The organism is Thiocapsa marina 5811, from assembly GCF_000223985.1.
In the GTDB taxonomy this organism is placed as follows: domain Bacteria; phylum Pseudomonadota; class Gammaproteobacteria; order Chromatiales; family Chromatiaceae; genus Thiocapsa; species Thiocapsa marina.
On sequence record NZ_AFWV01000004.1, the window covers coordinates 365,372 to 386,487 of the forward strand.

General features: G+C 65.1%; 22 protein-coding genes and 1 riboswitch. Of the genes, 13 read left to right on the top strand and 9 right to left on the bottom strand.

Annotated elements, in window-relative coordinates; genetic code table 11:
* Nucleotides 1-120: 120 nt before the first annotated feature.
* From gcvPA to THIMADRAFT_RS07810, 5 genes are all read right to left on the bottom strand, one after another.
* On the bottom strand, nucleotides 121-1,521 hold the full coding sequence (gcvPA, locus tag THIMADRAFT_RS07790; RefSeq protein WP_007192451.1) for an aminomethyl-transferring glycine dehydrogenase subunit GcvPA: 1,401 nt from the start codon (nucleotides 1,519-1,521) through the stop codon (nucleotides 121-123).
* A gap of 205 nt (nucleotides 1,522-1,726) precedes the next feature.
* Nucleotides 1,727-2,119, bottom strand: a complete 393-nt coding sequence (gcvH, locus tag THIMADRAFT_RS07795; protein WP_007192452.1) for a glycine cleavage system protein GcvH — start codon at nucleotides 2,117-2,119, stop codon at nucleotides 1,727-1,729.
* A gap of 138 nt (nucleotides 2,120-2,257) precedes the next feature.
* Nucleotides 2,258-3,349, bottom strand: coding sequence for a glycine cleavage system aminomethyltransferase GcvT (gene gcvT, locus THIMADRAFT_RS07800; RefSeq protein WP_007192453.1), 1,092 nt, complete (start codon nucleotides 3,347-3,349; stop codon nucleotides 2,258-2,260).
* Between the two features lie 413 nt (nucleotides 3,350-3,762).
* Nucleotides 3,763-3,851, bottom strand: a riboswitch (glycine riboswitch).
* A 274-nt stretch (nucleotides 3,852-4,125) separates the two neighbouring features.
* Nucleotides 4,126-4,644: an SCP2 sterol-binding domain-containing protein gene (locus THIMADRAFT_RS07805; protein ID WP_007192454.1), complete on the bottom strand. Its 519-nt coding sequence runs from the start codon at nucleotides 4,642-4,644 to the stop codon at nucleotides 4,126-4,128.
* A 239-nt stretch (nucleotides 4,645-4,883) separates the two neighbouring features.
* Entirely contained in the window at nucleotides 4,884-5,420 is a 537-nt protein-coding gene (locus tag THIMADRAFT_RS07810; RefSeq protein ID WP_007192455.1) for a zinc ribbon-containing protein, read from the bottom strand.
* Nucleotides 5,421-5,682: 262 nt separating this feature from the next.
* Here THIMADRAFT_RS07810 and leuS point away from each other — a divergent pair, with 262 nt between their 5' ends.
* From leuS to THIMADRAFT_RS07845, 7 genes are all read left to right on the top strand, one after another.
* Nucleotides 5,683-8,343, top strand: a complete 2,661-nt coding sequence (gene leuS, locus THIMADRAFT_RS07815; RefSeq protein WP_007192456.1) for a leucine--tRNA ligase — start codon at nucleotides 5,683-5,685, stop codon at nucleotides 8,341-8,343.
* The gene (locus THIMADRAFT_RS07820; protein WP_007192457.1) at nucleotides 8,343-8,963 is read left to right on the top strand and encodes an LPS-assembly lipoprotein LptE; all 621 of its coding nucleotides are present in this window, start codon (nucleotides 8,343-8,345) and stop codon (nucleotides 8,961-8,963) included. The genes leuS and THIMADRAFT_RS07820 overlap by 1 nt, the downstream gene beginning before the upstream one ends.
* Before the next feature lie 21 nt (nucleotides 8,964-8,984).
* Complete coding sequence (holA, locus tag THIMADRAFT_RS07825) at nucleotides 8,985-10,019, top strand: DNA polymerase III subunit delta (protein ID WP_007192458.1); 1,035 nt, start codon at nucleotides 8,985-8,987, stop codon at nucleotides 10,017-10,019.
* A 324-nt stretch (nucleotides 10,020-10,343) separates the two neighbouring features.
* Nucleotides 10,344-11,618, top strand: a complete 1,275-nt coding sequence (locus tag THIMADRAFT_RS07830) for a glutamate-5-semialdehyde dehydrogenase (protein ID WP_007192459.1) — start codon at nucleotides 10,344-10,346, stop codon at nucleotides 11,616-11,618.
* A 58-nt stretch (nucleotides 11,619-11,676) separates the two neighbouring features.
* The gene (nadD, locus tag THIMADRAFT_RS07835) at nucleotides 11,677-12,306 is read left to right on the top strand and encodes a nicotinate-nucleotide adenylyltransferase (RefSeq protein WP_007192460.1); all 630 of its coding nucleotides are present in this window, start codon (nucleotides 11,677-11,679) and stop codon (nucleotides 12,304-12,306) included.
* 143 nt (nucleotides 12,307-12,449) lie between these two features.
* Nucleotides 12,450-12,806: a ribosome silencing factor gene (gene rsfS / locus THIMADRAFT_RS07840; RefSeq protein ID WP_007192461.1), complete on the top strand. Its 357-nt coding sequence runs from the start codon at nucleotides 12,450-12,452 to the stop codon at nucleotides 12,804-12,806.
* A 10-nt stretch (nucleotides 12,807-12,816) separates the two neighbouring features.
* A complete protein-coding gene (locus THIMADRAFT_RS07845) occupies nucleotides 12,817-13,782 on the top strand; it encodes a helix-turn-helix transcriptional regulator (RefSeq protein ID WP_007192462.1) in 966 nt (321 codons plus the stop codon).
* Between the two features lie 148 nt (nucleotides 13,783-13,930).
* Here THIMADRAFT_RS07845 and THIMADRAFT_RS07850 read toward each other — a convergent pair whose 3' ends face one another.
* Nucleotides 13,931-14,368, bottom strand: coding sequence for a DUF29 domain-containing protein (locus tag THIMADRAFT_RS07850; RefSeq protein WP_007192463.1), 438 nt, complete (start codon nucleotides 14,366-14,368; stop codon nucleotides 13,931-13,933).
* A 97-nt stretch (nucleotides 14,369-14,465) separates the two neighbouring features.
* Between THIMADRAFT_RS07850 and THIMADRAFT_RS07855 the strand changes: the two genes are divergently transcribed.
* On the top strand, nucleotides 14,466-14,990 hold the full coding sequence (locus THIMADRAFT_RS07855; RefSeq protein ID WP_007192464.1) for a dihydrofolate reductase: 525 nt from the start codon (nucleotides 14,466-14,468) through the stop codon (nucleotides 14,988-14,990).
* A gap of 189 nt (nucleotides 14,991-15,179) precedes the next feature.
* On the opposite strand, the gene THIMADRAFT_RS07860 is transcribed toward THIMADRAFT_RS07855, so the two are convergent.
* On the bottom strand, nucleotides 15,180-16,037 hold the full coding sequence (locus THIMADRAFT_RS07860; protein WP_007192465.1) for a symmetrical bis(5'-nucleosyl)-tetraphosphatase: 858 nt from the start codon (nucleotides 16,035-16,037) through the stop codon (nucleotides 15,180-15,182).
* A 26-nt stretch (nucleotides 16,038-16,063) separates the two neighbouring features.
* Entirely contained in the window at nucleotides 16,064-16,438 is a 375-nt protein-coding gene (gene apaG, locus THIMADRAFT_RS07865; protein WP_040730330.1) for a Co2+/Mg2+ efflux protein ApaG, read from the bottom strand.
* A gap of 157 nt (nucleotides 16,439-16,595) precedes the next feature.
* On the opposite strand from apaG, the gene THIMADRAFT_RS27395 reads away from it, so the two are divergent.
* Together THIMADRAFT_RS27395 and THIMADRAFT_RS07870 are read left to right on the top strand one after the other, a co-directional pair.
* Nucleotides 16,596-16,763, top strand: coding sequence for a hypothetical protein (locus tag THIMADRAFT_RS27395; protein WP_007192467.1), 168 nt, complete (start codon nucleotides 16,596-16,598; stop codon nucleotides 16,761-16,763).
* Nucleotides 16,764-16,888: 125 nt separating this feature from the next.
* Nucleotides 16,889-17,824 carry a Gfo/Idh/MocA family protein gene (locus THIMADRAFT_RS07870; RefSeq protein WP_007192468.1) on the top strand — a complete coding sequence of 312 codons (936 nt, stop codon included), beginning with the start codon at nucleotides 16,889-16,891 and terminating at the stop codon, nucleotides 17,822-17,824.
* Between the two features lie 433 nt (nucleotides 17,825-18,257).
* Here the strand turns inward: THIMADRAFT_RS07870 and THIMADRAFT_RS07875 are convergent, their stop codons facing one another.
* The gene (locus tag THIMADRAFT_RS07875; RefSeq protein WP_007192469.1) at nucleotides 18,258-18,968 is read right to left on the bottom strand and encodes a Crp/Fnr family transcriptional regulator; all 711 of its coding nucleotides are present in this window, start codon (nucleotides 18,966-18,968) and stop codon (nucleotides 18,258-18,260) included.
* 395 nt (nucleotides 18,969-19,363) lie between these two features.
* Here THIMADRAFT_RS07875 and THIMADRAFT_RS07880 point away from each other — a divergent pair, with 395 nt between their 5' ends.
* The 3 genes from THIMADRAFT_RS07880 to THIMADRAFT_RS07890 form a co-directional block, all read left to right on the top strand.
* Nucleotides 19,364-19,552, top strand: coding sequence for a Thivi_2564 family membrane protein (locus tag THIMADRAFT_RS07880; protein WP_007192470.1), 189 nt, complete (start codon nucleotides 19,364-19,366; stop codon nucleotides 19,550-19,552).
* A gap of 46 nt (nucleotides 19,553-19,598) precedes the next feature.
* Entirely contained in the window at nucleotides 19,599-19,886 is a 288-nt protein-coding gene (locus tag THIMADRAFT_RS07885) for a sll1863 family stress response protein (protein WP_007192471.1), read from the top strand.
* Between the two features lie 194 nt (nucleotides 19,887-20,080).
* On the top strand, nucleotides 20,081-21,116 hold a 1,036-nt coding region (locus THIMADRAFT_RS07890; RefSeq protein WP_007192473.1), incomplete at its 3' end, for an ISAzo13 family transposase.

The following is a 21,116-nucleotide window of genomic DNA, read 5'->3' on the forward strand; positions in this document are numbered from 1 at the left end:
TGGATGTTGCGTCCGCGTCTGTCGATCGAGCTGTCGCTGCCCGACCTCCCGAGGCCGGCGTGGTGGGCCTGTTCGCCCTAGTCGCCCTCGGTCCAGCGGACAGTGCTAACGCAAGCGCCGCTAGGGGGCGGGTGCCACCGGTCGGGGTGCCTGCGTTCCGGTGGCGATGATACGCCCGAGCTTGCTTGCGTAGGATTGCATCTCATCCTCCGTTCTCAGCTCGGTCGCGCAGACCAGGGCCGCGGGATCGAGCTCCGGATAGTCCGTGCCGAGATCGAATCCGCCCAGGATGTCGTGTGCAGCCAGCGAGCGAAGGACATCCGCCGCCGGTGCGGGCAGCCGCAGCACCTGCTCGTGAAAGACCGGGCGGTCGAACAAGGGCTCCACGCCCGGCACCTCGCACAGCAGTTGCGTCAGGTGTGCGGTATTGGCATGACAGGCCGCGGCGACCCGCTCCAAACCCTCGGCGCCCAGGAGGGTCATGTGGATGGTCGCGGCGGTGACCAGCAAGCCTTGATTGGTGCAAATGTTCGAGGTCGCCTTGTTGCGCCGGATGTGCTGCTCGCGGGCCTGCAGGGTCAGGGTGAAGCCCGGCTTGCCGTCGAGATCGAGTGTGCGGCCGACGATGCGTCCGGGCAGTTGGCGGACGAATTCCTGACGGCAGCAGAGAAATCCGGCATAGGGTCCCCCGGAGGCGAGCGGCATGCCCAGGGGCTGCGCCTCGCCGCAGGCGATATCCGCTCCGGCGCTTCCCCAGTCGCCGGGCGGGGAGAGCAGGGCGAGCGCGACCGGGTTGACGACCCCGATAACCAGGGCGTTTCGGGCATGGGCCCAGTCGGTGAGCGCGTCGACGTCTTCGAGCACACCGAAAAAGTTGGGCTGATTGACCACGAGCGCGGCGTAGGGGCCTTGCGCCTCCAGCGCATCCAGGGCCTCGATTGCGGTGTGTCCGCCACGCGGGTCAAACGGCACCTCCACCAGCTCGATCCCCTGGGTGGAGACGATGCTGCGCAGGGTGCTTCGATAGGCCGGATGCAGGGATCGCGGTACGAGAACCTTCTCCGACTTGACCTTGCGGTTCGCGCGCACGGCCATCAAGACCGCCTCGGCCAGGCCCGAGGCGCCGTCGTAGAGCGATGCGTTGGAGACGTCCAGTCCGGTTAAGGCGACCATCATGGATTGGAACTCGTAGAGCAGCTGCAGGGTGCCCTGGCTGGCCTCGGCCTGATAGGGCGTGTAGGCGCTGTAGAACTCCCCGCGGGTCGCGATCTGCCAGACGGCGGCCGGGATGTGATGATCGTAGGCGCCGGCGCCGATGAAGCAGAGCGGCTGCCCGTCGGCACGTGCGCGCGACTGCATCAGTCGCGCGATGTCCATTTCGGCCATGCCGGCGGGAATGGCCGCCAGCTCCCCGATCTGAAGCTCGGCCGGGATCTCGTCGAACAGATCCTCGATGGAGGCAACGCCGACGGTGTCGAGCATCGCGGCGATGTCGTCGGGGGTGTGGGGTACAAAAGGCATAGCTTAGGGTCCCGGCTGAACCGCGTCTGGTGCGGTATGCGTTGTTCGAGCGTCGATTCGGCCGCGTACTCATTCACAAGCCTCGCAGCGGACGCGGTTCAGAGATTTAAAGGCTTTTCAACACGAAACCGCGTCACCTGCGGGCGTTCGTGGCGCCTGCTCGGTTCGACCTCATGAGTGCATGGCATGTCCTACCGGACGCGGTTTAGGTCTCGTCCTCGACGACCTGCTGATAAGCGGCTGCATCCAGGAGCCCGGCGAGCGCAGTCATGTCGTTCGGCGCGATGCGGAAGATCCAGCCTTCGTCGTACGGGCTGTTGTTGATCGACTCCGGGCTGTCGTTCAGAAGCGCGTTGGATTCGATGACCTCGCCGGCGAGCGGGGCATAGATATCGGACGCGGCCTTGACCGACTCGACCACGGCACAGGCCTCTTCGGCGTCGACCTCGCGCCCTTGATCCGGGATTTCGACGAAGACGATGTCGCCGAGCGCCTCCTGGGCGTGATCGGTGATGCCGACGGTGACGGTACCGTCGCCGTTGTCTCTGATCCACTCGTGGCTCTTGGTGTATCTCAGGTCAGCAGGGACGTCGCTCATGGTTCTCTCCGGTCAATCGACGGGTTGTCTTGGCGCTCTTCGCGCATTTCAAAATAAGGTCGGAAAGGTCCCCGAGCCCGACACGACGTGCAAATGACGCATGTCGTTCTGGACGCGGTTTCGACCTGACCACATGGGTCAGAGGTCGATAAGGACTTGGCCGTTGCGCACGAACGGCGGTTTGACGATGCGCGCGCTCACCGGCTTGCCGCGGATGTCGACCGCGCAGTCCGCGGGTGTGCCGGGCTCGACCCGAGCGAACGCGATCGAGCGCTCCAGGGTCGGCGAGAAGCCGCCCGAGGTGACCTCGCCGACCACCCGGCCGTCCGCGAGGACGCTCTGGTGGGGGCGCAAGACGCCGCGGCCGGTCAGGAGGAGACCGACGAAGTCGCGTCGCTCCGGGTGATCGCGTCGAGCGGCCAGTGCCTTGCGGCCGATGAAGTCGCGCTCCTCCGGCTGCCAGGCGATGGTCCAGCCCAGGCCGGCGTCGAGCGGGCCGACCGTCTCGTCCATGTCCTGGCCGTAAAGGTTCATGCCGGCCTCCAAGCGAAGCGTATCGCGAGCGCCGAGACCGCAGGGGCGCACGTCCGCCGCGACGAGTGCACGCCAGAGTGCCGCGGCATCCGCGCTCGGAAGCATGATCTCGAAGCCGTCCTCTCCGGTGTAGCCGGTGCGCCCGACGAACCAGTTCGCGGACTCGGCGGCGAAGAAGGGCCCGGCCTGCATCGCCGGCGCGCGCAGGTCCTCGGGCAAGAGCGACTCGACGCGGTTCCGTGCATCGGGTCCCTGTACGGCGATCATGGCGAGGTCGTCGCGGCTTCGGATCTCGACCTGACGGCCCTCGGCCTGTGACAGCATCCAGGCGATATCCTTCTCGGCGGTCCCTGCGTTGACCACCGCGCGGTACCGCTCGGGTCCGCGAAAGTAGAGGATGAGGTCGTCGATGACGCCGCCTTGCGGATCGAGCATGCAGGCGTAGAGGGCCTTGCCCGGCGCGGTGAGTTTGGCGGCATCGTTGGCGAGCAGATGTCTCAGGAAAGGCAGGGCATCCGGACCCTCGATGTCGACCGGGCGCATGTGGGAGACGTCGAACATACCGGCGGCGCGGCGCACCGCGTGATGCTCTTCGATCTGAGACCCGTAGTGCAGCGGCATGTCCCAGCCGCCGAAGGGGACGATCCGCGCGCCGAGACGCTCATGCTCCGAAAACAAGGGGGTGCGCAATCCCATCGGACTCTCCGTTCGCCTAGAGGGCTCGCCCGGCGGGCTGGCCTGTTAAGTCGACACCGCTTGCGAGGCGCCGACCTGGATCAAAACCGAGCGCGCGTGCGCTCGGTGATAACGGGCGAAGAAAGCGGGTGATGTGCGAGGGCCGCGTGCAGCACCTGTCGTCCGCTACGGGACGTCGGGCCGGGTTGCGAGTGCGCTCGAGGGCGCGGCCCCGGATGCGGGGACGACGGAGCAGGCGCGCGTCGCGTTCCGGACCCGTGCAGGCACGAGCCTTCGGGATCCACCCGGATCCTCGACACCGCCCCTCTGTCCCAGACCTGAGAGTTTGCAGGCGACCGAACGGCTCGGTCGCTGCTGCCCCTTCGGTGGGTCCGGACTGTCGATGCAGTCCGGACCGCTCTCCAGAGTCGGTCGTTATTCCCGCGGTCCTTTTGCCTGAGCGATTCCGGGCAGTGTTGCGCCTTCGGCGCCGGCCGAGGCCGGACTCTCCCGCGGGACTTGACGCGAAACGGGACTATAAGCGCGGTTCGGTCGGATTTCCAGACATGAGGGGTGCGGACTTAAACCGCGCTCGGTGCGGTATGTGTCGCGGCTTGGATGGGCTTGGCCGCGCCAGCTCCGACAACCCCCCGAGCCGGCGCGGTTTAAGGTGATTCACGGGAAAGGAAGAATCTGTGTCGGTGCGCATTGATTCGCACGTACGGATTAGGCTTGCCTGCTGGTTCTGTCCGGGTCCCGAGGGGCGACCTCGATCGCCCCGACCGTCGCGCGTCGACCTACGGGCAAGCACTCTTATCGCCCGGGACCTTGCCGGTCAGCTGCAGGAAGGTGTCGAACGGACCCATGACGCCCATGGCCTCCATCTTGGGGCCTTTGAACTTGAGCTTGCCGGTCGCCATCGCGCCCATCGCACCGCAGCCTAGGCGGCCTTCGCCCATGCAGACCCAGTCCTCGTCGGTTGCATTCATCAGATAATCGACGTTCGGGTCGAGCGTCGTGGTCTTCACCGCGCCGCCGTAGGTGCACATCGCCTTGCCGTCCTTGTCGCTGATCTGCAGCTCGACACGGCTGCCCTCGCCGCACTTGGTGCGGTAGAGCTGGATGACCTTGTATCCACGACCGGCGTTGTTTGCCGCCCAGTTATCGCCCCCCAGACCGGCGGTGAGCGTGCCGGCGCCGTTCCAGGCCTGGCAGGCGGAGGCGGCCCAATCGGCGTCCATGAAGGTTGCGGCCTGAGCGCCGGCAGAGACGGTCAGGGCGAGTGCCGGGAGAGCGAACGCGATGCGGCGAATCATGATGGTGTCCTCGTCTGGTGTGTTGTGCGGGCGCGGAAGGTGCCCGTTCTTGGTCTTATCGTTCGAGCATCTCGATGCTAGTCGGCGCGGGGTCTGTGATGCAACTGCGGGGCGACGAGCTGATCGGGTCGCTCGCGGGGCGGGGTCCATTCGTCATGTCGGCGATGGCGGCACGTGGCGCGGAGCGCCACGGGGCATGCGTGACACCGCGGAGCGGATGTCAAGAGCGCTGTCGATCCTCAACCCTTGTCGCGAGGCTCGTCGCCGCGGCGGAAGCTCATGCCGCCGCAGTCTGCACAGGGCGGGATGCGTCCGGCCTTGACGAAATGGGTCTCGGCCCCGCAGCGGTCGCAGACCAAGGTGCCGGGGCCCGTGACCTCGCCGGCCTGATAGAGGCTCATCTGGCGCGCAACCTCGGCCCACTGGGCCAGCTGCAAACTGGTCTGATCGGCGACCTTGGAGAAGGCGTCCATCATGCGCTGCTCGATCAGCTGGAGGTCGAAACGCCACCAATCGCGGATGTCTTGGCCGGTCTCGGCGATATAGTTGGCCGCGTCCTCGATGTCGCGCTTGATGTAGTCGGAGACCTTGTCGGCCTCTTCGCGTGTCAACTCGCCGAGCTCGACCATATTGTCGCGTGCCTTCTCGAGGATCTCGCGGAACTTGGGGGCCGATTCTTCCCGGGTCTTTTCGATGGTCTCATGGGTTTCCTTGAGCATCCGCTCGTAGGCATCCACCAGTTTGTCCGTCGTCGAGCCTTTGTCTTCTTCTTTCATCATCCTCTCCGGTGGGTAGGGCGCGGGGGCAGCACTTGCCGCTGCGTCGGCGTCCGACGCGTGTCACGCAAGGGTGCCGATTCCTGAAGTGTGCAGCATGGCCGCAATTTCGCAAGGACCGGGTGCATCGGCCGCTCTTGCCCTGCCCTTGTGGTTGTGCCCCCGATGTGCTCCGTTCCCGTGTCCAAGTCGCCGCGGATCCGTCCGCTGCGGTATCCTAACGCCCATCGCCGTCACCCCCTTGCCGGAAGACCGAAGATCCATGCAGACAGACTACGACCCGCAGGCCGTCGAGGCCGCGGCCCAGCGCTATTGGGAAGACAACCAGTCCTTCAAGGCCGTCGAGGACCGCTCGCGGGAGAAGTTCTACTGTCTCTCGATGTTCCCCTATCCCTCGGGGCGTCTGCACATGGGTCATGTGCGCAACTACACCATCGGCGACGTGATCGCGCGTCATCAGCGCATGCTCGGCAAGAACGTGCTCCAGCCGATGGGGTGGGACGCCTTCGGTCTGCCCGCCGAGAACGCGGCCATCCAGAAGGGCATCCCGCCCTCGGAATGGACCAAATCGAACATCGATTACATGCGTACCCAGCTCAAGCAGCTCGGTTTCGGGTACGACTGGGATCGGGAGCTTGCGACCTGCAATCCGGAGTATTACCGCTGGGAGCAGTGGCTCTTCACGCGCCTGATGGAGAAGGGGCTGGTCTATCGCTCGCAGGCGACGGTCAACTGGGATCCGATCGACCAGACGGTGCTCGCCAACGAGCAGGTCATCGACGGCAAGGGATGGCGCTCGGGCGCGCCGGTAGAGAAGCGCGAGATCCAGCAATGGTTCGTGCGCATCACCGATTATGCCCAGGAGCTGCTGGACGCGCTCGACGGCCTGGACGGCTGGCCGGAGCAGGTCCGCACCATGCAGCGCAATTGGATCGGGCGCTCCGAGGGTGTCGAGATGCGCTTCGGGATCGAGGGCTCGGACGAGACGCTGGAGATCTACACGACCCGTCCGGATACGCTCATGGGCGTGACCTATGTGGCCGTTGCTGCCGAGCATCCGCTCGCGCGCCGTGCCGCCGAGGATCAGCCTGCACTCGCGGCCTTCATCGAGGAGTGCCGCAAGGGCGGGACCTCCGAGGCCGAGATCGAGACGATGGAGAAGAAGGGCCATCCGCTCGGCCTGAACGCACTGCATCCGGTCACCGGCGAGGCGGTGCCGATCTTCGCCGCCAACTTCGTGTTGATGGGCTACGGCACGGGTGCGGTGATGGCAGTCCCGGCGCACGACGAGCGCGATTTTCATTTCGCGCACAAATACGGCATTCCGATCCGGCCCGTGATCGTGCCCGAGGATTGGAAAGATCTCGCGCTGGAGATCACGTCCGCTGCCGGAACGCCCGCGGAAAGCCGCCCGGTCGTCGCGGTGCCCGGAGACGCGTCACGCGTCCCGCTGGACTGGTCGCAATGGGACGCGCGTTTCGAGCAAAAAGGCGTTCTCATCAACTCCGGCCCTTTCTCGACATTGACAAGTAGCGATGCCTTCGAATCCATCGCGACCTGGCTGACGAAGCACGATAAGGGCCGGAAGCGCGTGAACTTCAGGCTGCGCGACTGGGGTGTTTCGCGCCAACGCTACTGGGGCTGCCCCATCCCGGTGGTGAACGGCCCCGACGGCAGTCTGCGCCCCGAGACCGACCTGCCGGTGCGCCTGCCCGAGAACGTCGTGGTCGACGGTTCGGGCTCGCCGCTCAAAAAGATGCCGGCCTTCTCGGATCTTCCCGGCGGCGAGACCCGCGAGACCGACACCTTCGATACCTTCGTCGAATCGAGCTGGTACTACGCCCGCTACTGCTCGGCGGATTGCGACACCGCCATGCTCGACGAGCGTGCGCGCTACTGGCTCCCGGTCGATCAGTATGTCGGCGGGATCGAGCACGCCATCCTGCATCTGCTCTACGCGCGCTTCTTCCACAAGCTGATGCGCGACGAGGGTTTGATCGACTGCGACGAGCCCTTCGCCCGGCTCTTGACCCAAGGGATGGTGGTCGCCGAGACCTGGTACCGCGAGGACGCCGACGGGCGCAAGCAGTGGATCAATCCCGCCGAGGTCGAGACCGAGCGCGACGAGAAGGGCCGCTTGGTGCGCGCCTGGCTCGCGGCCGACGGCCTGCCGGTGACCTTCGGCGGCATCGAGAAGATGTCGAAGTCCAAGAACAACGGGGTCGACCCGCAGATCCTGACCGAGCGCTACGGTGCGGATACGGTGCGGCTCTACACCATGTTCACCTCCCCGCCCGAGCAGTCGCTCGAATGGAACGACGAGGGTGTCGAGGGCGCCTTCCGTTTCCTCAAGCGGCTGTGGTGGCTGGCGACGACCGAAGCGGAGACCATCCGCGGCGCAGGCGATCCGGCCGCGATCGATCTCGACGAGGCGACCGGCGAGGCCAGGCGCGAGATCCACGGCGTGCTCAAGAAGGCGCGCTTCGACTACGAGCGTCAGCAGTTCAATACCGTCGTCTCCGGTTGCATGACCCTGGTCAACGTGCTCTACAAGCTCGACCCGGACTCACCGGCACGCGGCACCGTTTTGCGCGAGGGTCTGGCGATCGTGCTGCGTCTTCTCGCACCGATCGCACCCCATGTCACCCATCATCTGTGGCGCGAGCTGGGGTTCGGGGAAGACATCCTGGGCTCGACCTGGCCCGAGGTCGACGCAGCGGCACTGGTGCAGTCGACGATCGACTACGTGGTCCAGGTCAACGGGAAGCTGCGCGACAGCGTGAAGGTCCCCGCCGACGCCGATCGCGCGACCATCGAGGCGGCCGCGTTGGCGAGCGAGAACGCGCGTCGCTTTATCGGCGAGGCGACCGTACGCAAGGTCATCGTCGTCCCGAACAAGCTTGTCAACATCGTCGCCAACTGATGTCGAAGCCCGGCCAGCAGCTTGATCTTCAGACCGACCCCCGGCGCGATTTTCAGGCCGAGATGTCTCTGCGTGCCCCGGCTCTCGCACGGCAAGCGTCTGCATCGCGAGTCCGGCTCCTGGCGTCGGCGCGGTTCGCCCGTCTCTTGGTCCTGGGTCTGGTGTGTCTTGCCCAGCTCGGCTGCGGCTTTCATTTGCGGGGTGTCGTGGAGATCCCGACCGAGCTGAATCCGCTCTACATCCAGGCCGCCGGCAACTCGCCCGTACGCGAAGCCCTCGTCGACCAGCTCGCGGGCAGCGAGGTCGCCTTGGCGGCAACCGCGGGCGAGGCGAGGTTGATCCTGCGCATCTTCTCGGAGAGTCGGTCTTCTCAGGTGGTTGCCGTCGATTCGAGCGGCCGAGTCTTGGCCTACGAGCTTCACTATTTCGTCAGCTACGATGCCGTCACACCCGACGGCGCGCAGAAGGTGCCGGCCCAGTCGCTCGATCTGGTCCGCAACTTCGACAACCCGGACGTGGAGGTCCTCGGCAAACAGCTCGAGGAGGCGTTGATCTACCAGGATTTCGCCCGCGACGCCGCGGATCGGATCCTGATGCGTCTGCGAGTGACGCTGCTCTGAGCGGCCCCGAGCCCCGAACCCATGCGCCTGCGCTTCAACCAGCTCCAAGACGCCTTGTCCCGCGGTCTGGCCCCGCTGTATCTGGTCTGCGGCGACGAGCCTTACCAGCTCGGCGAGGCGGCGCGTCTGATCCGCGAGGCGGCGCGTCGTCAGGGTTTCGCCGAGCGCGAGGTCCTGGATCAGGACGCCTCGTTCGATTGGCATGCCCTGGCCGCCTCCGCCGATGCCATGTCGCTCTTCTCCTCGCGCAAGCTCATCGAGCTGCGCATCGGCACGGCGAAGCTCGGCAAGGACGGGGGTGCGGCGGTGCGCGCCTATTGCGATCGGCCTTGTCCCGACAATCTGTTGCTGATCATCGCGCCCGAGCTCGATCGCAAGGAGCTGCAGAGCCAGTGGGCGAAGCGTGTCGAGTCGGTCGGCGCACTGGTGCAGGTGTGGCCCCTGAAGGGGCGCGAGCTGGTGCAGTGGCTCGGACAGCGCCTCCAGTCGGTCGGGCTCCAGCCAGGGCCAGGCGTGGCCGAGCTGCTGGCCGAGCGTGCCGAGGGCAACCTGTTGGCGGCGGTGCAGGAGATCGAAAAGCAGCGTCTGCTGCGTGATCCGGGACCGATCGAGGTCGCCGATCTGCTCGGAAACCTCGCCGACAGTGCCCGTTTCGACCTCTTTTCTCTGACCGACGCGGCCTTGTCGGGAGACCGCGCCCGCACCCAACGGGTCCTTTCGGTTCTGCGCGCGGAGGGGACCGCGGATGTCCTGGTGCTCTGGGTCTTGGCGCGGGAGATCCGGACCCTGGCCGAAACGGCCGGCGCACGGGCGGGCGGCGCGCGTGCGCCGGGTGCGGGGGATGCGCGCATGCCGCCGCAGCGTCTTGCGGCAATGGAGCGTGCCTTGTCGCGTCTCTCGCCGACCCTGTTGCGAGCATTGCTCCATCAGTGCTCGCTGGTCGATCAGTCGATCAAGGGACTCGCCGCAGGCGATCCTTGGCACCGTCTGGCCGTGGTTGCCGATGCCTTGGCCGCCGGCGGCTTTCGAGCGGGTCGGCCGATCCCGCAGCGCTGAGACGCGTCCGGCTCGGTCTTCCCGGTGTCCGCGCAGTGACCGCTTGTGTGTGGTCCATCGCGGCTTTTCGGCTATACAGACCCCGGGCAGCGTCTTACACTGATTCCGAAAACCGCAGCAGGCTCCAGCGGTCGTCGAGTCTGCCGGCCTTGCTCGTGACTCCGGTCATCGTGGCTCGTGGCGCAGAGCGCCAGGGGCATGCGTGACACCGCAGAGCGGGTGTCACGAGCAAAAACCGCGCAGGCTCCAGCGGTCGTCGAGTCTGCCGGGGCCGCTCCCATCCAGAAACAGTGCATACCGCGCCGAGCGCGGTTTAGGTTCGAGATGAGCGAACGACAGATCACCGATATCGACGCCTACATGGCCGACCTTGGACGCCGCGCCCGTGCTGCGTCGCGCGGTTTGGCGCGGGCGACAACCCGCCAAAAGAATGATGCCCTCTCCGCGATTGCCGACGCGATCGATGGCCGGCGCGAAGCCATCGTCGCCGCGAACCAGATCGACCTCGAGCAGGGTGCGGCCAAGGGTCTGGATGCCGCCCTGCTCGATCGGCTCGAACTGACCGAGGGGCGTATCGACACCATGATCGAGGGCCTGCGCCAGATCGCAGCCCTGCCGGATCCGATCGGCGCCATCACGGATCTGGATTACCGCCCGTCCGGCATCCAGGTCGGGCGCATGCGTGTCCCGCTGGGCGTCGTGGGCATCATCTACGAGTCGCGGCCGAACGTGACCGCGGATGCCGCCGGGCTCTGTCTGAAGTCGGGCAATGCGACACTCTTGCGCGGTGGCTCCGAGGCCTTCGAGTCGAACCAGGCGATCGCGGCCTGTATCGGGCAGGGTCTGGTCGAGGCCGGTCTACCCGCCGACGGGGTGCAGGTGGTTGCCACGACCGACCGCGCGGCGGTCGGTGCCATGATCGCCATGCCCGAGTTTGTCGATGTCGTCATCCCCCGCGGCGGCAAGGGTCTGATCGAGCGGATCAGCCGCGAGGCAAGGGTTCCGGTCATCAAGCATCTCGACGGCATCTGTCATGTCTTCATCGACGCCGATGCGGATCTCGACAAGGCGTTCGACATCGCCATGAACGCCAAGACGCAGCGTTACGGCACCTGCAACACTATGGAGACCCTCGTGGTGGACGAGGCCGTCGCGGCGACCATCCTGCCGCGCCTAGCCTCTGCCTATCGGGAGAAGGGTGTCGAGCTGCGCGGATGTGCGCGCACCCGCGAGATCCTGCCCGAGGCGATCGCCGCAACCGAGGCCGACTGGGACACCGAGTATCTGGCACCGATCCTCGCCATTCGTGTCGTCTCCGGGCTCGATGCGGCCATGGACCACATCGCCGCGCACGGCTCGGCCCATACGGATGCGATCGTCACCGAGGACTACAGCCGGGCTCGACGCTTCCTGCGAGAGGTCGATTCGAGCTCCGTGATGGTCAACGCCTCGACGCGCTTTGCCGACGGGTTCGAGTACGGTTTGGGCGCGGAGATCGGGATCAGCACGGACAAGTTTCACGCGCGCGGTCCGGTCGGGCTCGAGGGTCTGACCTCGGTGAAGTTCGTGGTGCTGGGAGACGGCGAGGTCCGCACCTGATGACCGGGGGATCGCTCGGCGGCGTGGATTCGGCTGTCGGTCGCATCTCGAATCCTCGATGATCGGCGTCCTCGGCGGCACCTTCGACCCCATCCATTCCGGACATCTGCGCCCGGCGCTCGATTGTTTCCAAGCGCTCGGTCTGGAGGAGATCCGACTCGTCCCGCTCAATGTCGCGGTGCATCGTGCGCCGCCGGTCGCCTCCTCGGCGCAGCGTCTGGCCATGTTGGAGGCCGCGATCGCCGGTCAGCCGGGTTTCGTCGCGGACCCCCGCGAGCTCGAGCGGCCGGGCGGCTCCTACACCTACGACACCCTGATCTCGCTGCGCGCCGAGCTGGGCGGGGAACGCCCCTTGTGTCTGCTCATCGGCGCCGACGCCTTTGCGGGCTTCTTGGGTTGGCATCGTCCGGCCGATATCCTGGGCTTGGCGCATCTCGTGGTGATGCGGCGCCCGGGCGCGTCCGAAGCACTGGATCCGGCCTTGGAGTCGTTCTGCTCGGGACGTCTCCGGGGCCGGGCCGGCGACTTGGCAGAGACGCCGGCCGGCCGCATCCTCTTTCAGAGCGTCACCCAGATCGATGTCTCGGCAACCCGTGTTCGCGAGTTGATCCGCCGGGGTCTGAGTCCGCGCTGGCTGCTGCCCGATGCGGTGATCTCGATCATCGCGGCGGAAGGTTTGTATCGGTAGGCCGGATGCCCGCCGAAATATATATTTTTAATCTCTTAAACCGCGCCAGCTCGGGCGGCCGTCAAGTCTGCCGCGGCCGATCCCATCGAAAAACATCGCATGCCGCGCCGGGCGCGGTTTAATTCAAACGCAGAGGAGATCGCATGCAGCTCGAGACACTTCGAGAACTGGTCGTCGACACGCTGACCGACATGAAGGCCCGCGACATCGAGGTCATGGACGTGCGGGGCAAGACCGCCATCACGGACTATATGATCGTCGCGTCCGGCACATCGGACCGACATGTGAAGGCCATCGCGGAGACCGTGGCCTACAAGTCGAAGGAGGCGGGCGAGACCCCGCTGGGTCTGGAGGGCGTCACCGAGGGCGAGTGGGCCCTGGTGGATCTCAACGGGGTCGTGGTGCATGTCATGCTCCCCAAGGTGCGTGACTTCTACAATCTCGAAAAGCTCTGGACTGCACCGGCCGCGGTTGCGAAGGTCGCCGCCGTTCCCGTTTAGGGCCGACCCGGTGGACCGCTTCGACCGGATCTTCGAACTCAACCGCATCCTTCAGGCGGCTCGACATCCGGTCTCGCGGCAGCGATTGCAGGAGGCCCTCGAGTGCTCGCGCGCGACCGTCACGCGGCTCATCGAGGACATGCGTCTGTACCTGAACGCCCCGATCGTCTACGACCGGGATCACAACGGCTACACGTACGATCTGGCCGACGGCGCGATGTACGAGCTGCCCGGTCTGTGGTTCAACGCCTCCGAGCTGCACGCCCTGCTCACGGTGCAGCAGCTCCTCACGAGTGTCGAGCCCGGTCTGCTCGATCCGCATCTCAAGCCGTTGCAGAAACGTATCGGCGATCTGCTCGAGCTGCAACGCCCCGGATTCGACGGGCTTTCGGCGCGGGTTCGCATCATGCAGGTGGGCGCGCGCCGCGGCGGCCGCCACTTCCAGGCGGTGGCCGGTGCCTTGGCCCGGCACCAGCGGTTGTGGATCCGCTATTTCAATCGCGGCGACGATCGGCACAGCGACCGCGAGGTCTCGCCCCAGCGTCTCACCTACTACCGCGACAACTGGTATCTCGACGCCTGGTGTCATCTGCGCGAGGGTCTACGCACCTTCGCCCTGGATGCGATCGAGGCCGCGCGTCCTCTGTCCACGACCGCCTTGTCGGTGGCCGACGAGGATCTCGATCGACACTTCGCCGTCTCCTACGGGATCTTTGCCGGCACGCCGCGGCAGACCGCGGTGCTGCGATTCAGCGCCGAGCGCGCCCGTTGGGTGGCGAAGGAGCAATGGCATCGAGACCAGTCAGGGCAGTTCCTCGAGGACGGGCGCTACGAGCTGCGCATCCCCTACAGCAACGCGCTCGAGCTGACGATGGACGTGCTCAGGTACGGGCCGGATGTCGAGGTGGTCGAGCCGACGGTCCTGCGCGATCTGGTCCGAGAGCGTCTCGCCGCGGCGCTGGCGCGGTACGGCTAAACCGCGTCCGGAGCGACATGCATCGTTTTTGGATTGGCGCTGCCTCGGCCGGACCCTTGAGCGTCGGAGGTGACGCGGTTTAGGATGATTTACGGAAAAGGAGCCATCGTCGTCGTTCGGCGACTGAAGTCGCCCCTTGTACATGACTTTACGGTTCGTTGCCCGGTCCCGCGTCGTTCAGGATCTGCTCGATGGTGAAGGGGCAGGCCGGCGGGAAGGTCTCCTCGGCGAGGCCGGTCTCGCGGGCCGCCTCGAGGATGGCATCGCCATAGGCGTCAAGGACCGCTTGTTCCAGCTTAGCCTTGAGACTGGGGTTCTGTTCGAGATGCCGATGAAGACGTCGGCGCTGCTCCTTGATCGTGAGTGTCCAACTTCGACTGCGCCGATTGGGCTGGAACTGCCACTTGAGCAGATGCGTAAACAGCCGTGCGAGTCGGTTTTCAAGCTCCCGCAACTCGCTCTTGCCCATGCTCTCGATCTCCTCGGCGATATGCTCGATGTCGGCCTGGTCGATCCGTCCGCTGCGCAGGAGTGCGGCTTGGGTGTTGGCCCAGGCGTAAAAATCCGCGTCGTAGGTGCTCTCCATCTCAGTCCTCGGGGAATGGCTGCGGCGTTGCAGGTATGATTAGAAACGCAAAGGCGCCAAGGCGCAAAGCACGCGAAGTCAGACAAGGTGATCTGCCATGACATCCACCGAACGCCAAGCCCCGCCCCTCTGCCTGGTTGCCGCGATCGCGGACAACGGCGTGATCGGTCGGGAGAATCGACTGCCTTGGCATCTTCCGGCCGATCTGGGGCACTTCAAGCAATTGACGCTCGACAAGACGATCGTCATGGGGCGACGGACCTGGGAGTCCCTGCCGGGTCTGCTGCCGCGTCGACGCCACATCGTCCTCTCGCGTGATCCGGCATTTCGTCCCGACGGCTGTCTCGTGGTGGATTCTCTGGATGCCGCGATCGATGCGGCCGGCCCGGTCACCGAGCTGTTCATCGTCGGCGGGGCGGCACTCTATGCCGAGACGCTCCCGCGCGCCGACGGACTCTATCTGACGCTGGTGCATGCCGCCGTCGAGGGCGATGCCCGCTTTCCGCGCTGGGATCCAGCGGATTGGGTCGAGGTGAGCCGGGTCGAGCGTGCGGCCGACGAGCGCAATGCGTATGCGATGACCTTCTTGGAACTACGCCGCGTGCCCTGGCTTCGGGCTTGATCATAGACCAAGCCACTCTCCTGAATGCAGCTGTCGCGTGGACAAGCGCCGTAGGGTGGACAAGCGCAGCGCAGTCCACCACCGCCGGCGCAGAGTTCGGTGGACTTCGCTCTCGCTCGTCCACCCTACGGCGCTGGTGCACCCTACGGCGCTGGTGCATGCGGCGGGCTCATGAAGATCGCCCGTGCTTTACTCCGATCCGGGCCGCAGATAGCCCGCGCAGTCGATTTGGACGGGGGTTATCGGCCTCTTTCCCGCTCCGTCTACGGTGCCGTCGATCCGGATTGCGGTCAGGGCGCCGCCCCAGAGACAGCCGCTATCGAGTCCCCAGACGTTGTGCTCGGCGAGATAGCCGATGGTGGACCAGTGGCCGAAGATGATTCGCGCGTCGCGGGTGCGCCGGTCCGGCATCCGAAACCAGGGCAGACGTCCGGCCGATTGGCTGCCGATCTCGCCCTTCTCGCCGAGTGCAAGTGCGCCGTCGGACGCGCAGAACCGCAGTCGGGTCAGGCAGTTGGTGATGAACCGCAGACGGTCCATGCCGGTCAGGTCGGGCGTCCAGCGCTTGGGTTTGTTGCCGTACATCGCCATCAGATAAGCGCGGTAATCCGGGCCGCGAAGGGTCGACTCGAGCTCCTGCGCGCACGCCTGCGCGTCCGCAAGGCTCCATTGCGGAGGCAGACCGGCATGGATCATCGAGAAACCGAGATCCGGGTCATGGTGCAGCAGCGGGCGATGGCGCAGCCAGTGCAGGAGCGCGTCGCGGTCCGGCGCCTGAAGCACCTCATCGAGCGTGCTCTTGCCTGCGTGCCGGGTGTTGCCTTCGGCCAAGGCGAGTAGATGCAGGTCGTGGTTGCCGAGGACCGTGACGGCGCAATCACCCAGAGCGTGCACGAACCGCAGTACGGCAAGCGACTCGGGGCCACGATTGACCAAGTCGCCGACGAGCCAAAGTCGGTCGACGCCCGGATCGAATTCGAGCCTCTCGAGCAGCTGGCGCAGCTCCCGATAGCAGCCCTGGATGTCGCCGACGGCATAAATGGCCATGGTCGCGCCGGTCTCGGCCGTTGCGCTTAGTGTATGGTCATTGCGGACGCCAACGAGAAGGCAGGGATATCGGCATCGAAGCGGGTCCCGTCGTCGCCGATCATGCCGTAACTGCCGTGCATGCTGCCGATCGGGGTGGCGATGATGGTGCCGCTCGTGTACTCGAAGCGCTCGCCCGGCTTCAGATGGGGCTGCTCCCCGACGACACCTTCGCCTCTGACCTCCTGGGCCTTTCCGTCCGCGTCGGTAATGATCCAATGCCGATCCAGCAGGCGCGCCGATTGGTCACCGTGATTCTCGATCACGATCGTATAAGCAAACACATAACGTCCTTCTCCGGGGGAAGACCGCTCCGGTTGGTACTGACTATTGGCCGAAATCTTGATCGAAAACTCTTTCACCTGAACCTCCACGTCGCAGACAAGCGCATCGGATCGCGTGATAATACACATGGCCTCGTCGCGCGATCCAGGTGCATCGGAGCCGCTCTCTCATTTCGGTGTCCCGCAAGGACAGCGAGCCACGCAGCCAGAGTCGTGACATCAGGTCGGTTGACGCATGCGCTCCAAATCATCTCCTCCCAAGCCCGATCTCGTGGTGTTGGTGATCGTCTTTGCTTTGATCGGGATGGTGGCGACTCTGGCGTATCAAATCGGCCTTTACGCCAATGTCGAGCGCGCGCCGATCGCCGAGCAGGCGGTCGCTCCGAAGGACTTCGGCGGATGAAGACGTCGGCGCGCCGGAGGACGATGTGATTTCAACCGATCCTCTGGACGCCATGCCGTGCGACGCACGCCGAGGCTTCGTCTCCGGGGGGCTCCGAGGCTCAACAACGCATCCGGTGTCAGCCTATGTCCGATAAACTCCGCGTCGCCGTCATCGGTGTCGGCTATCTGGGGCGATTCCATGCCCTGATCTACTCGCGCATGCCGGACGTCGAGCTGGTGGGCGTGGTCGATGTCGACCCGGCCCGCGCCGCAGCGGTCGCGGCCGAGGCCGGATGTGCCGCTTGCGGGCGGATCGAGGATGTCATCGAGCGCGTCGATGCGGTCAGCATCGTGGTCCCGACGACCGCGCACCTGGAGGCGGCTGCGCCATTCCTGTCGCGCGGGATTGCAGTCCTGCTCGAAAAGCCGATCGCGGCGAGTCTGGCCGACGGGATCGAGATCGTCCGGCTCGCGCAAGCCCATCATGCCACCTTGCAGATCGGGCATGTCGAGCGATTCAACGCCGGCGTCATGGCGCTCGCACAGCGCATCCATGCACCCGTCTACATCGAGGCCCAGCGGATGGGCGGATTCACCGAGCGCGCGACCGATGTCGACGTGGTCTCCGATCTCATGATCCACGACATCGACATCATCCTCTCCCTGGTCGGGGCCCGGATCGCGCACATCTCCGCCGTGGGCGCCTCCGTGCTGACGGATCACGTGGATATCGCGAGCGCCCGATTGGAGTTCGATCAAGGCACCGTCGCCAATGTCGTCGCCAGCCGCGTCTCGGAGAAGACCACCCGGCGAATCCGCGTCTTCCAGCCGGGCAGCTACCTCTCGCTCGACTTCATCGCGCAGACCATCGATATCGCCGCGCCTCGCGCCGCCGCCGGTTCCGCACGCCCCGAGATCGCCCGCGAGCGGATCAGCGTCGAGCCGGTCAAGCCGCTGGATCTCGAGCTTGCCGAGTTCGTGCGCTGTATCCGCGAGGGCCGGCCGCCGCTGGTGGACGGGCAGACGGGGTTGAACGCGCTCGAGGTTGCTTTGGAAGTCCGCGCGCGCACGGGGCACTAAACCTAAACCGCGTCCGGCTTGACCTGCGCCGGGATGCTTTGGCCGCTGCGTCCTAGCCATCAATGGGCGCTGCAGCAGACGCGGTTTAGGAATCATAATATTGTTTTCAAGATCATTTTTGATTTTGGTCGTGCCGTTCGAAGGGCTTTTTGGGCTGCCGTCGGTTTTTGTCAAGCCGTGCGAGGCAGAACCGACCGTCGGCGTCATCCTCGAGCCTAATCGTTGTCGTTGTCGTTGTCGTTGTCGTTAGTCGTGTCCGACGACCGTGGCAAAGGTGCTTTGTCGCCGAGTTGTTCGACGTATTCTCGAACCGTTCCTAACGCTAAACCGAGTCTGGTGCGAAAGGTGTCGGCATCCGTTCGTTTCCCGTGACACCCTGCCGGTTCAACCGCCCGCGCGCGACTCCGGATCGCGCCGGGTGACCTGTCGTCTCTCAGCCCATGAATTGCTCGTACATGGCTTCCGACTCCCCGTAACAGGCGCAGGCTGCGGTTTGCAGGCCGGGCCGATCGAGCACTCGGATGTCGCCGCGGCTGTAGTGAATGAGGTTGCGCTTTTGCAGCGCCGTCGCGGCCTTGGTGACGCCGACCCGCCGCACCCCGAGTAAGAGCGCCAGGAACTCGTGGGTGGCATGGAAGTGATCCGAGTGCGCCCGGTCCTGGGTCATCAGCAGCCAGCGGGCGAGACGCGCTTCCAGCACATGGAACCGCGTGCAGGCGACCATCTGCTCGACCTGGTTCGTCACCACGAAGAGATAGCGGTTCAGCGTGAGTTGAAGCGCCGTGCTCTTTCTGAGTGCTTCGGGAAACCGCTCCGCGGTCATGCGCCAAGTGGGACCCGCGCCGCGGACAACGGTGCGCAGCAGCGTCACGTCGATCCCCAAGACCAGCGGTGTCCCGACCATTCCCTCCCTGCCGACCAGTCTGACCTCCAGACCGGCGTGATCGATCGGTCGCGTCACCAGCGAAAAGTAGCAATCGGTGGGGAAGTAGACGTGGCGTATCTGCTCCCCGGGTTCGTTGATCACCTCGTCGCGCGCAAGCTCGACCGACTCGCAGCGTTTCAGCACCTGCCGATGATCCTCGTCCGGCAGCGAGGCGAGAAGACGATTGTCGGACAGAGCGGAATTCTTCTCGGGTTGCACGGGCGGTCTCCTCTTAGGCCGGTTGGAACGGAAACACTCGGCAAGCGCGGCGCGTTGCCGTGGCGTGGGACACCGGGGGCGAAGGTTTGCCGTCCAGCGCCGAGCCATGATCCCGATGGGTTGCTGAACCCCGTCTCGGCCTGCGGGGCTCCGTCAGCTCTCGAGCTTTAGCATTTACGTCAAAAAGCGCCTATATTCAGTGCGCTAACAAACATAGCGCGTCGATCGGCTCCTTTGTGTGCGATGGCGTACAGACCGGGTCGGCAACGCGTGTCAACCTGTCTTTCATCCTGTATGACCCTCTTCGACCGTGAGCAGAGGGGCGCCGTGAAAACCGGCCGGTTCGCGACGGTACCACGTCCCGAGGGCTTCTCAACCATCATGGGAAAATAGGCATGAATTTAATCAACTTGGTCGTCGTTTTGGTCGTCATCGGGGTCATCCTGTGGCTTATCAACAATTACATTCCGATGGATGGAACCATCAAGAAGATCCTGAATGTGGTGGTCGTGATCTTCGTGGTGCTTTGGCTGCTGTCCGCTTTCGGGCTCCTCGGCTCCATGTCCGGAATACGCATCGGTTAATTCGGCGTTTCGTCGGGTTGACGATCGGGAACAGGAGCAAGAACCCATGCTGACGAAAGACGAATTTATTGCAGACATGAAGACGCGGATCGACGCATGGAATGCCGAAATCGACGTGCTTCAGGAAAAGGCGCACGACATCAAGGAAGATGCCAAGGTGAAATACGAGGAGCAGCTCTTGTCGGTACGCGCTGCGGGTGTGGAAGGGGAGAAGCGGCTTGAGGAGATGCAGGCCGCTACGGAAAGCAACTGGGAGCAGCTCAAATTAGAAACCGAGCGGGCCTGGGATGCCTTCAAGGATTCCTTCAATACGTTTAAATCGCACTATAGGTAGACATCGAGACCATCGCGTTGCGTGAAACGCAGCTGTAGGGTGGACAAGCGCAGCGCAGTCCACCAGTAACGATTCACTAACAAGTAACGCATTTTATCTCAGGCGTTTTCTATAAAAAGAGCGTTACCGACTTGAAAAGGAGCCGACCTGCTGCGAGCATCGCTCCCGACGATCCGAACGGGAGTGGTCGCTCTATGAACGAATTTCCGGGCTACGGCGCAGCGCACGAGGAGACGATGCGGATGTTCTCGCGCACCTTGGACGAGGACCATCGCCGCCGCTATGCGGCGATCGAGGCGCTGAAGATCGGTTTCGGCGGCATCGCCTACGTGGCGCGCGTGCTGGGGATGAGTCGACGCACGCTCTACACCGGGATTCGCGAGTTGGAACAGTTGCGCGAGGACGACCCGGACCATCCGCAGCGCCCGAGCGGCGATGCCAAGCGGGTACGCCGCCGCGGCGGCGGTCGCCCGCCGATCACCGAACGCAAGCCTCAGCTGGAGTCGACTCTCCGCGAGGTGCTCGACGCCCACAGTGCCGGCAGTCCGACCGACGAGCGGGTGCGTTGGACCGATCTCAAACCGCTGCAGTTGGCCCATCGCCTGCTCGAGCGCGGGTTCGAGATCAGTCGCAACACGGCCGCCGCGTTGCTGGATCGGGCCGGTTTTCGCCGCCGTGCGCTGCGCAAGGAGTTGATCACCGGCGTGGTCGACCCGACGGCGCGCGAGGAGCAGTTCCGCCACATCGCCGCGCTGCGCCGCCTGGCGCGGCGGCGCGGCATTCCGGTGTTCAGTATCGACACCAAGAAGAAGGAGCTGCTCGGCACCCTGTCGCGGCCCGGCCAGTGTTACACCACCGCACCGCAAACGGTCTTCGATCACGACTTCCGCCACCTCGCCGACGGCATCCTGGTGCCGCACGGGGTCTACGACGTGCGCGCCAACGTCGGCTTCATCACGCTCGGGACCTCGCGCGAAACCAGCGCCTTCGTCTGCGACGCCATCGCCTTGGCCTGGACGGTGCTGTTCAGGGCGATGTACCCCAACGCGACCGAACTGCTGTTGCTGTGCGACTGCGGCGGGGCCAATGCCGCGCGCTCGCTGCGCTTCAAGGAGGTGCGCATTCCACGCCATTCGGCCACCTGTTCCACCAACATCCGGCCGGCGATTCCACCGGCATTCGGCCACCCGTTCCACGACCATTCGGCCGGGGCAGTCGGAGCGAAGCGAC

What these genes read in the sequence shown, in the direction of transcription:
- THIMADRAFT_RS07830 (WP_007192459.1), top strand. Translation starts at nt 10,344, where the DNA reads ATGAGCGAACGACAGATCACCGATATCGACGCCTACATGGCCGACCTT.
- leuS (WP_007192456.1), top strand. Translation starts at nt 5,683, where the DNA reads ATGCAGACAGACTACGACCCGCAGGCCGTCGAGGCCGCGGCCCAGCGC.
- THIMADRAFT_RS07805 (WP_007192454.1), bottom strand. Translation starts at nt 4,644, where the DNA reads ATGATTCGCCGCATCGCGTTCGCTCTCCCGGCACTCGCCCTGACCGTC.
- THIMADRAFT_RS07870 (WP_007192468.1), top strand. Translation starts at nt 16,889, where the DNA reads ATGTCCGATAAACTCCGCGTCGCCGTCATCGGTGTCGGCTATCTGGGG.
- gcvH (WP_007192452.1), bottom strand. Translation starts at nt 2,119, where the DNA reads ATGAGCGACGTCCCTGCTGACCTGAGATACACCAAGAGCCACGAGTGG.
- THIMADRAFT_RS07880 (WP_007192470.1), top strand. Translation starts at nt 19,364, where the DNA reads ATGAATTTAATCAACTTGGTCGTCGTTTTGGTCGTCATCGGGGTCATC.
- THIMADRAFT_RS07860 (WP_007192465.1), bottom strand. Translation starts at nt 16,037, where the DNA reads ATGGCCATTTATGCCGTCGGCGACATCCAGGGCTGCTATCGGGAGCTG.
- nadD (WP_007192460.1), top strand. Translation starts at nt 11,677, where the DNA reads ATGATCGGCGTCCTCGGCGGCACCTTCGACCCCATCCATTCCGGACAT.
- THIMADRAFT_RS07810 (WP_007192455.1), bottom strand. Translation starts at nt 5,420, where the DNA reads ATGAAAGAAGAAGACAAAGGCTCGACGACGGACAAACTGGTGGATGCC.
- THIMADRAFT_RS07855 (WP_007192464.1), top strand. Translation starts at nt 14,466, where the DNA reads ATGACATCCACCGAACGCCAAGCCCCGCCCCTCTGCCTGGTTGCCGCG.
- rsfS (WP_007192461.1), top strand. Translation starts at nt 12,450, where the DNA reads ATGCAGCTCGAGACACTTCGAGAACTGGTCGTCGACACGCTGACCGAC.
- THIMADRAFT_RS07885 (WP_007192471.1), top strand. Translation starts at nt 19,599, where the DNA reads ATGCTGACGAAAGACGAATTTATTGCAGACATGAAGACGCGGATCGAC.
- THIMADRAFT_RS27395 (WP_007192467.1), top strand. Translation starts at nt 16,596, where the DNA reads ATGCGCTCCAAATCATCTCCTCCCAAGCCCGATCTCGTGGTGTTGGTG.
- gcvPA (WP_007192451.1), bottom strand. Translation starts at nt 1,521, where the DNA reads ATGCCTTTTGTACCCCACACCCCCGACGACATCGCCGCGATGCTCGAC.
- holA (WP_007192458.1), top strand. Translation starts at nt 8,985, where the DNA reads ATGCGCCTGCGCTTCAACCAGCTCCAAGACGCCTTGTCCCGCGGTCTG.
- THIMADRAFT_RS07820 (WP_007192457.1), top strand. Translation starts at nt 8,343, where the DNA reads ATGTCGAAGCCCGGCCAGCAGCTTGATCTTCAGACCGACCCCCGGCGC.
- gcvT (WP_007192453.1), bottom strand. Translation starts at nt 3,349, where the DNA reads ATGGGATTGCGCACCCCCTTGTTTTCGGAGCATGAGCGTCTCGGCGCG.
- THIMADRAFT_RS07850 (WP_007192463.1), bottom strand. Translation starts at nt 14,368, where the DNA reads ATGGAGAGCACCTACGACGCGGATTTTTACGCCTGGGCCAACACCCAA.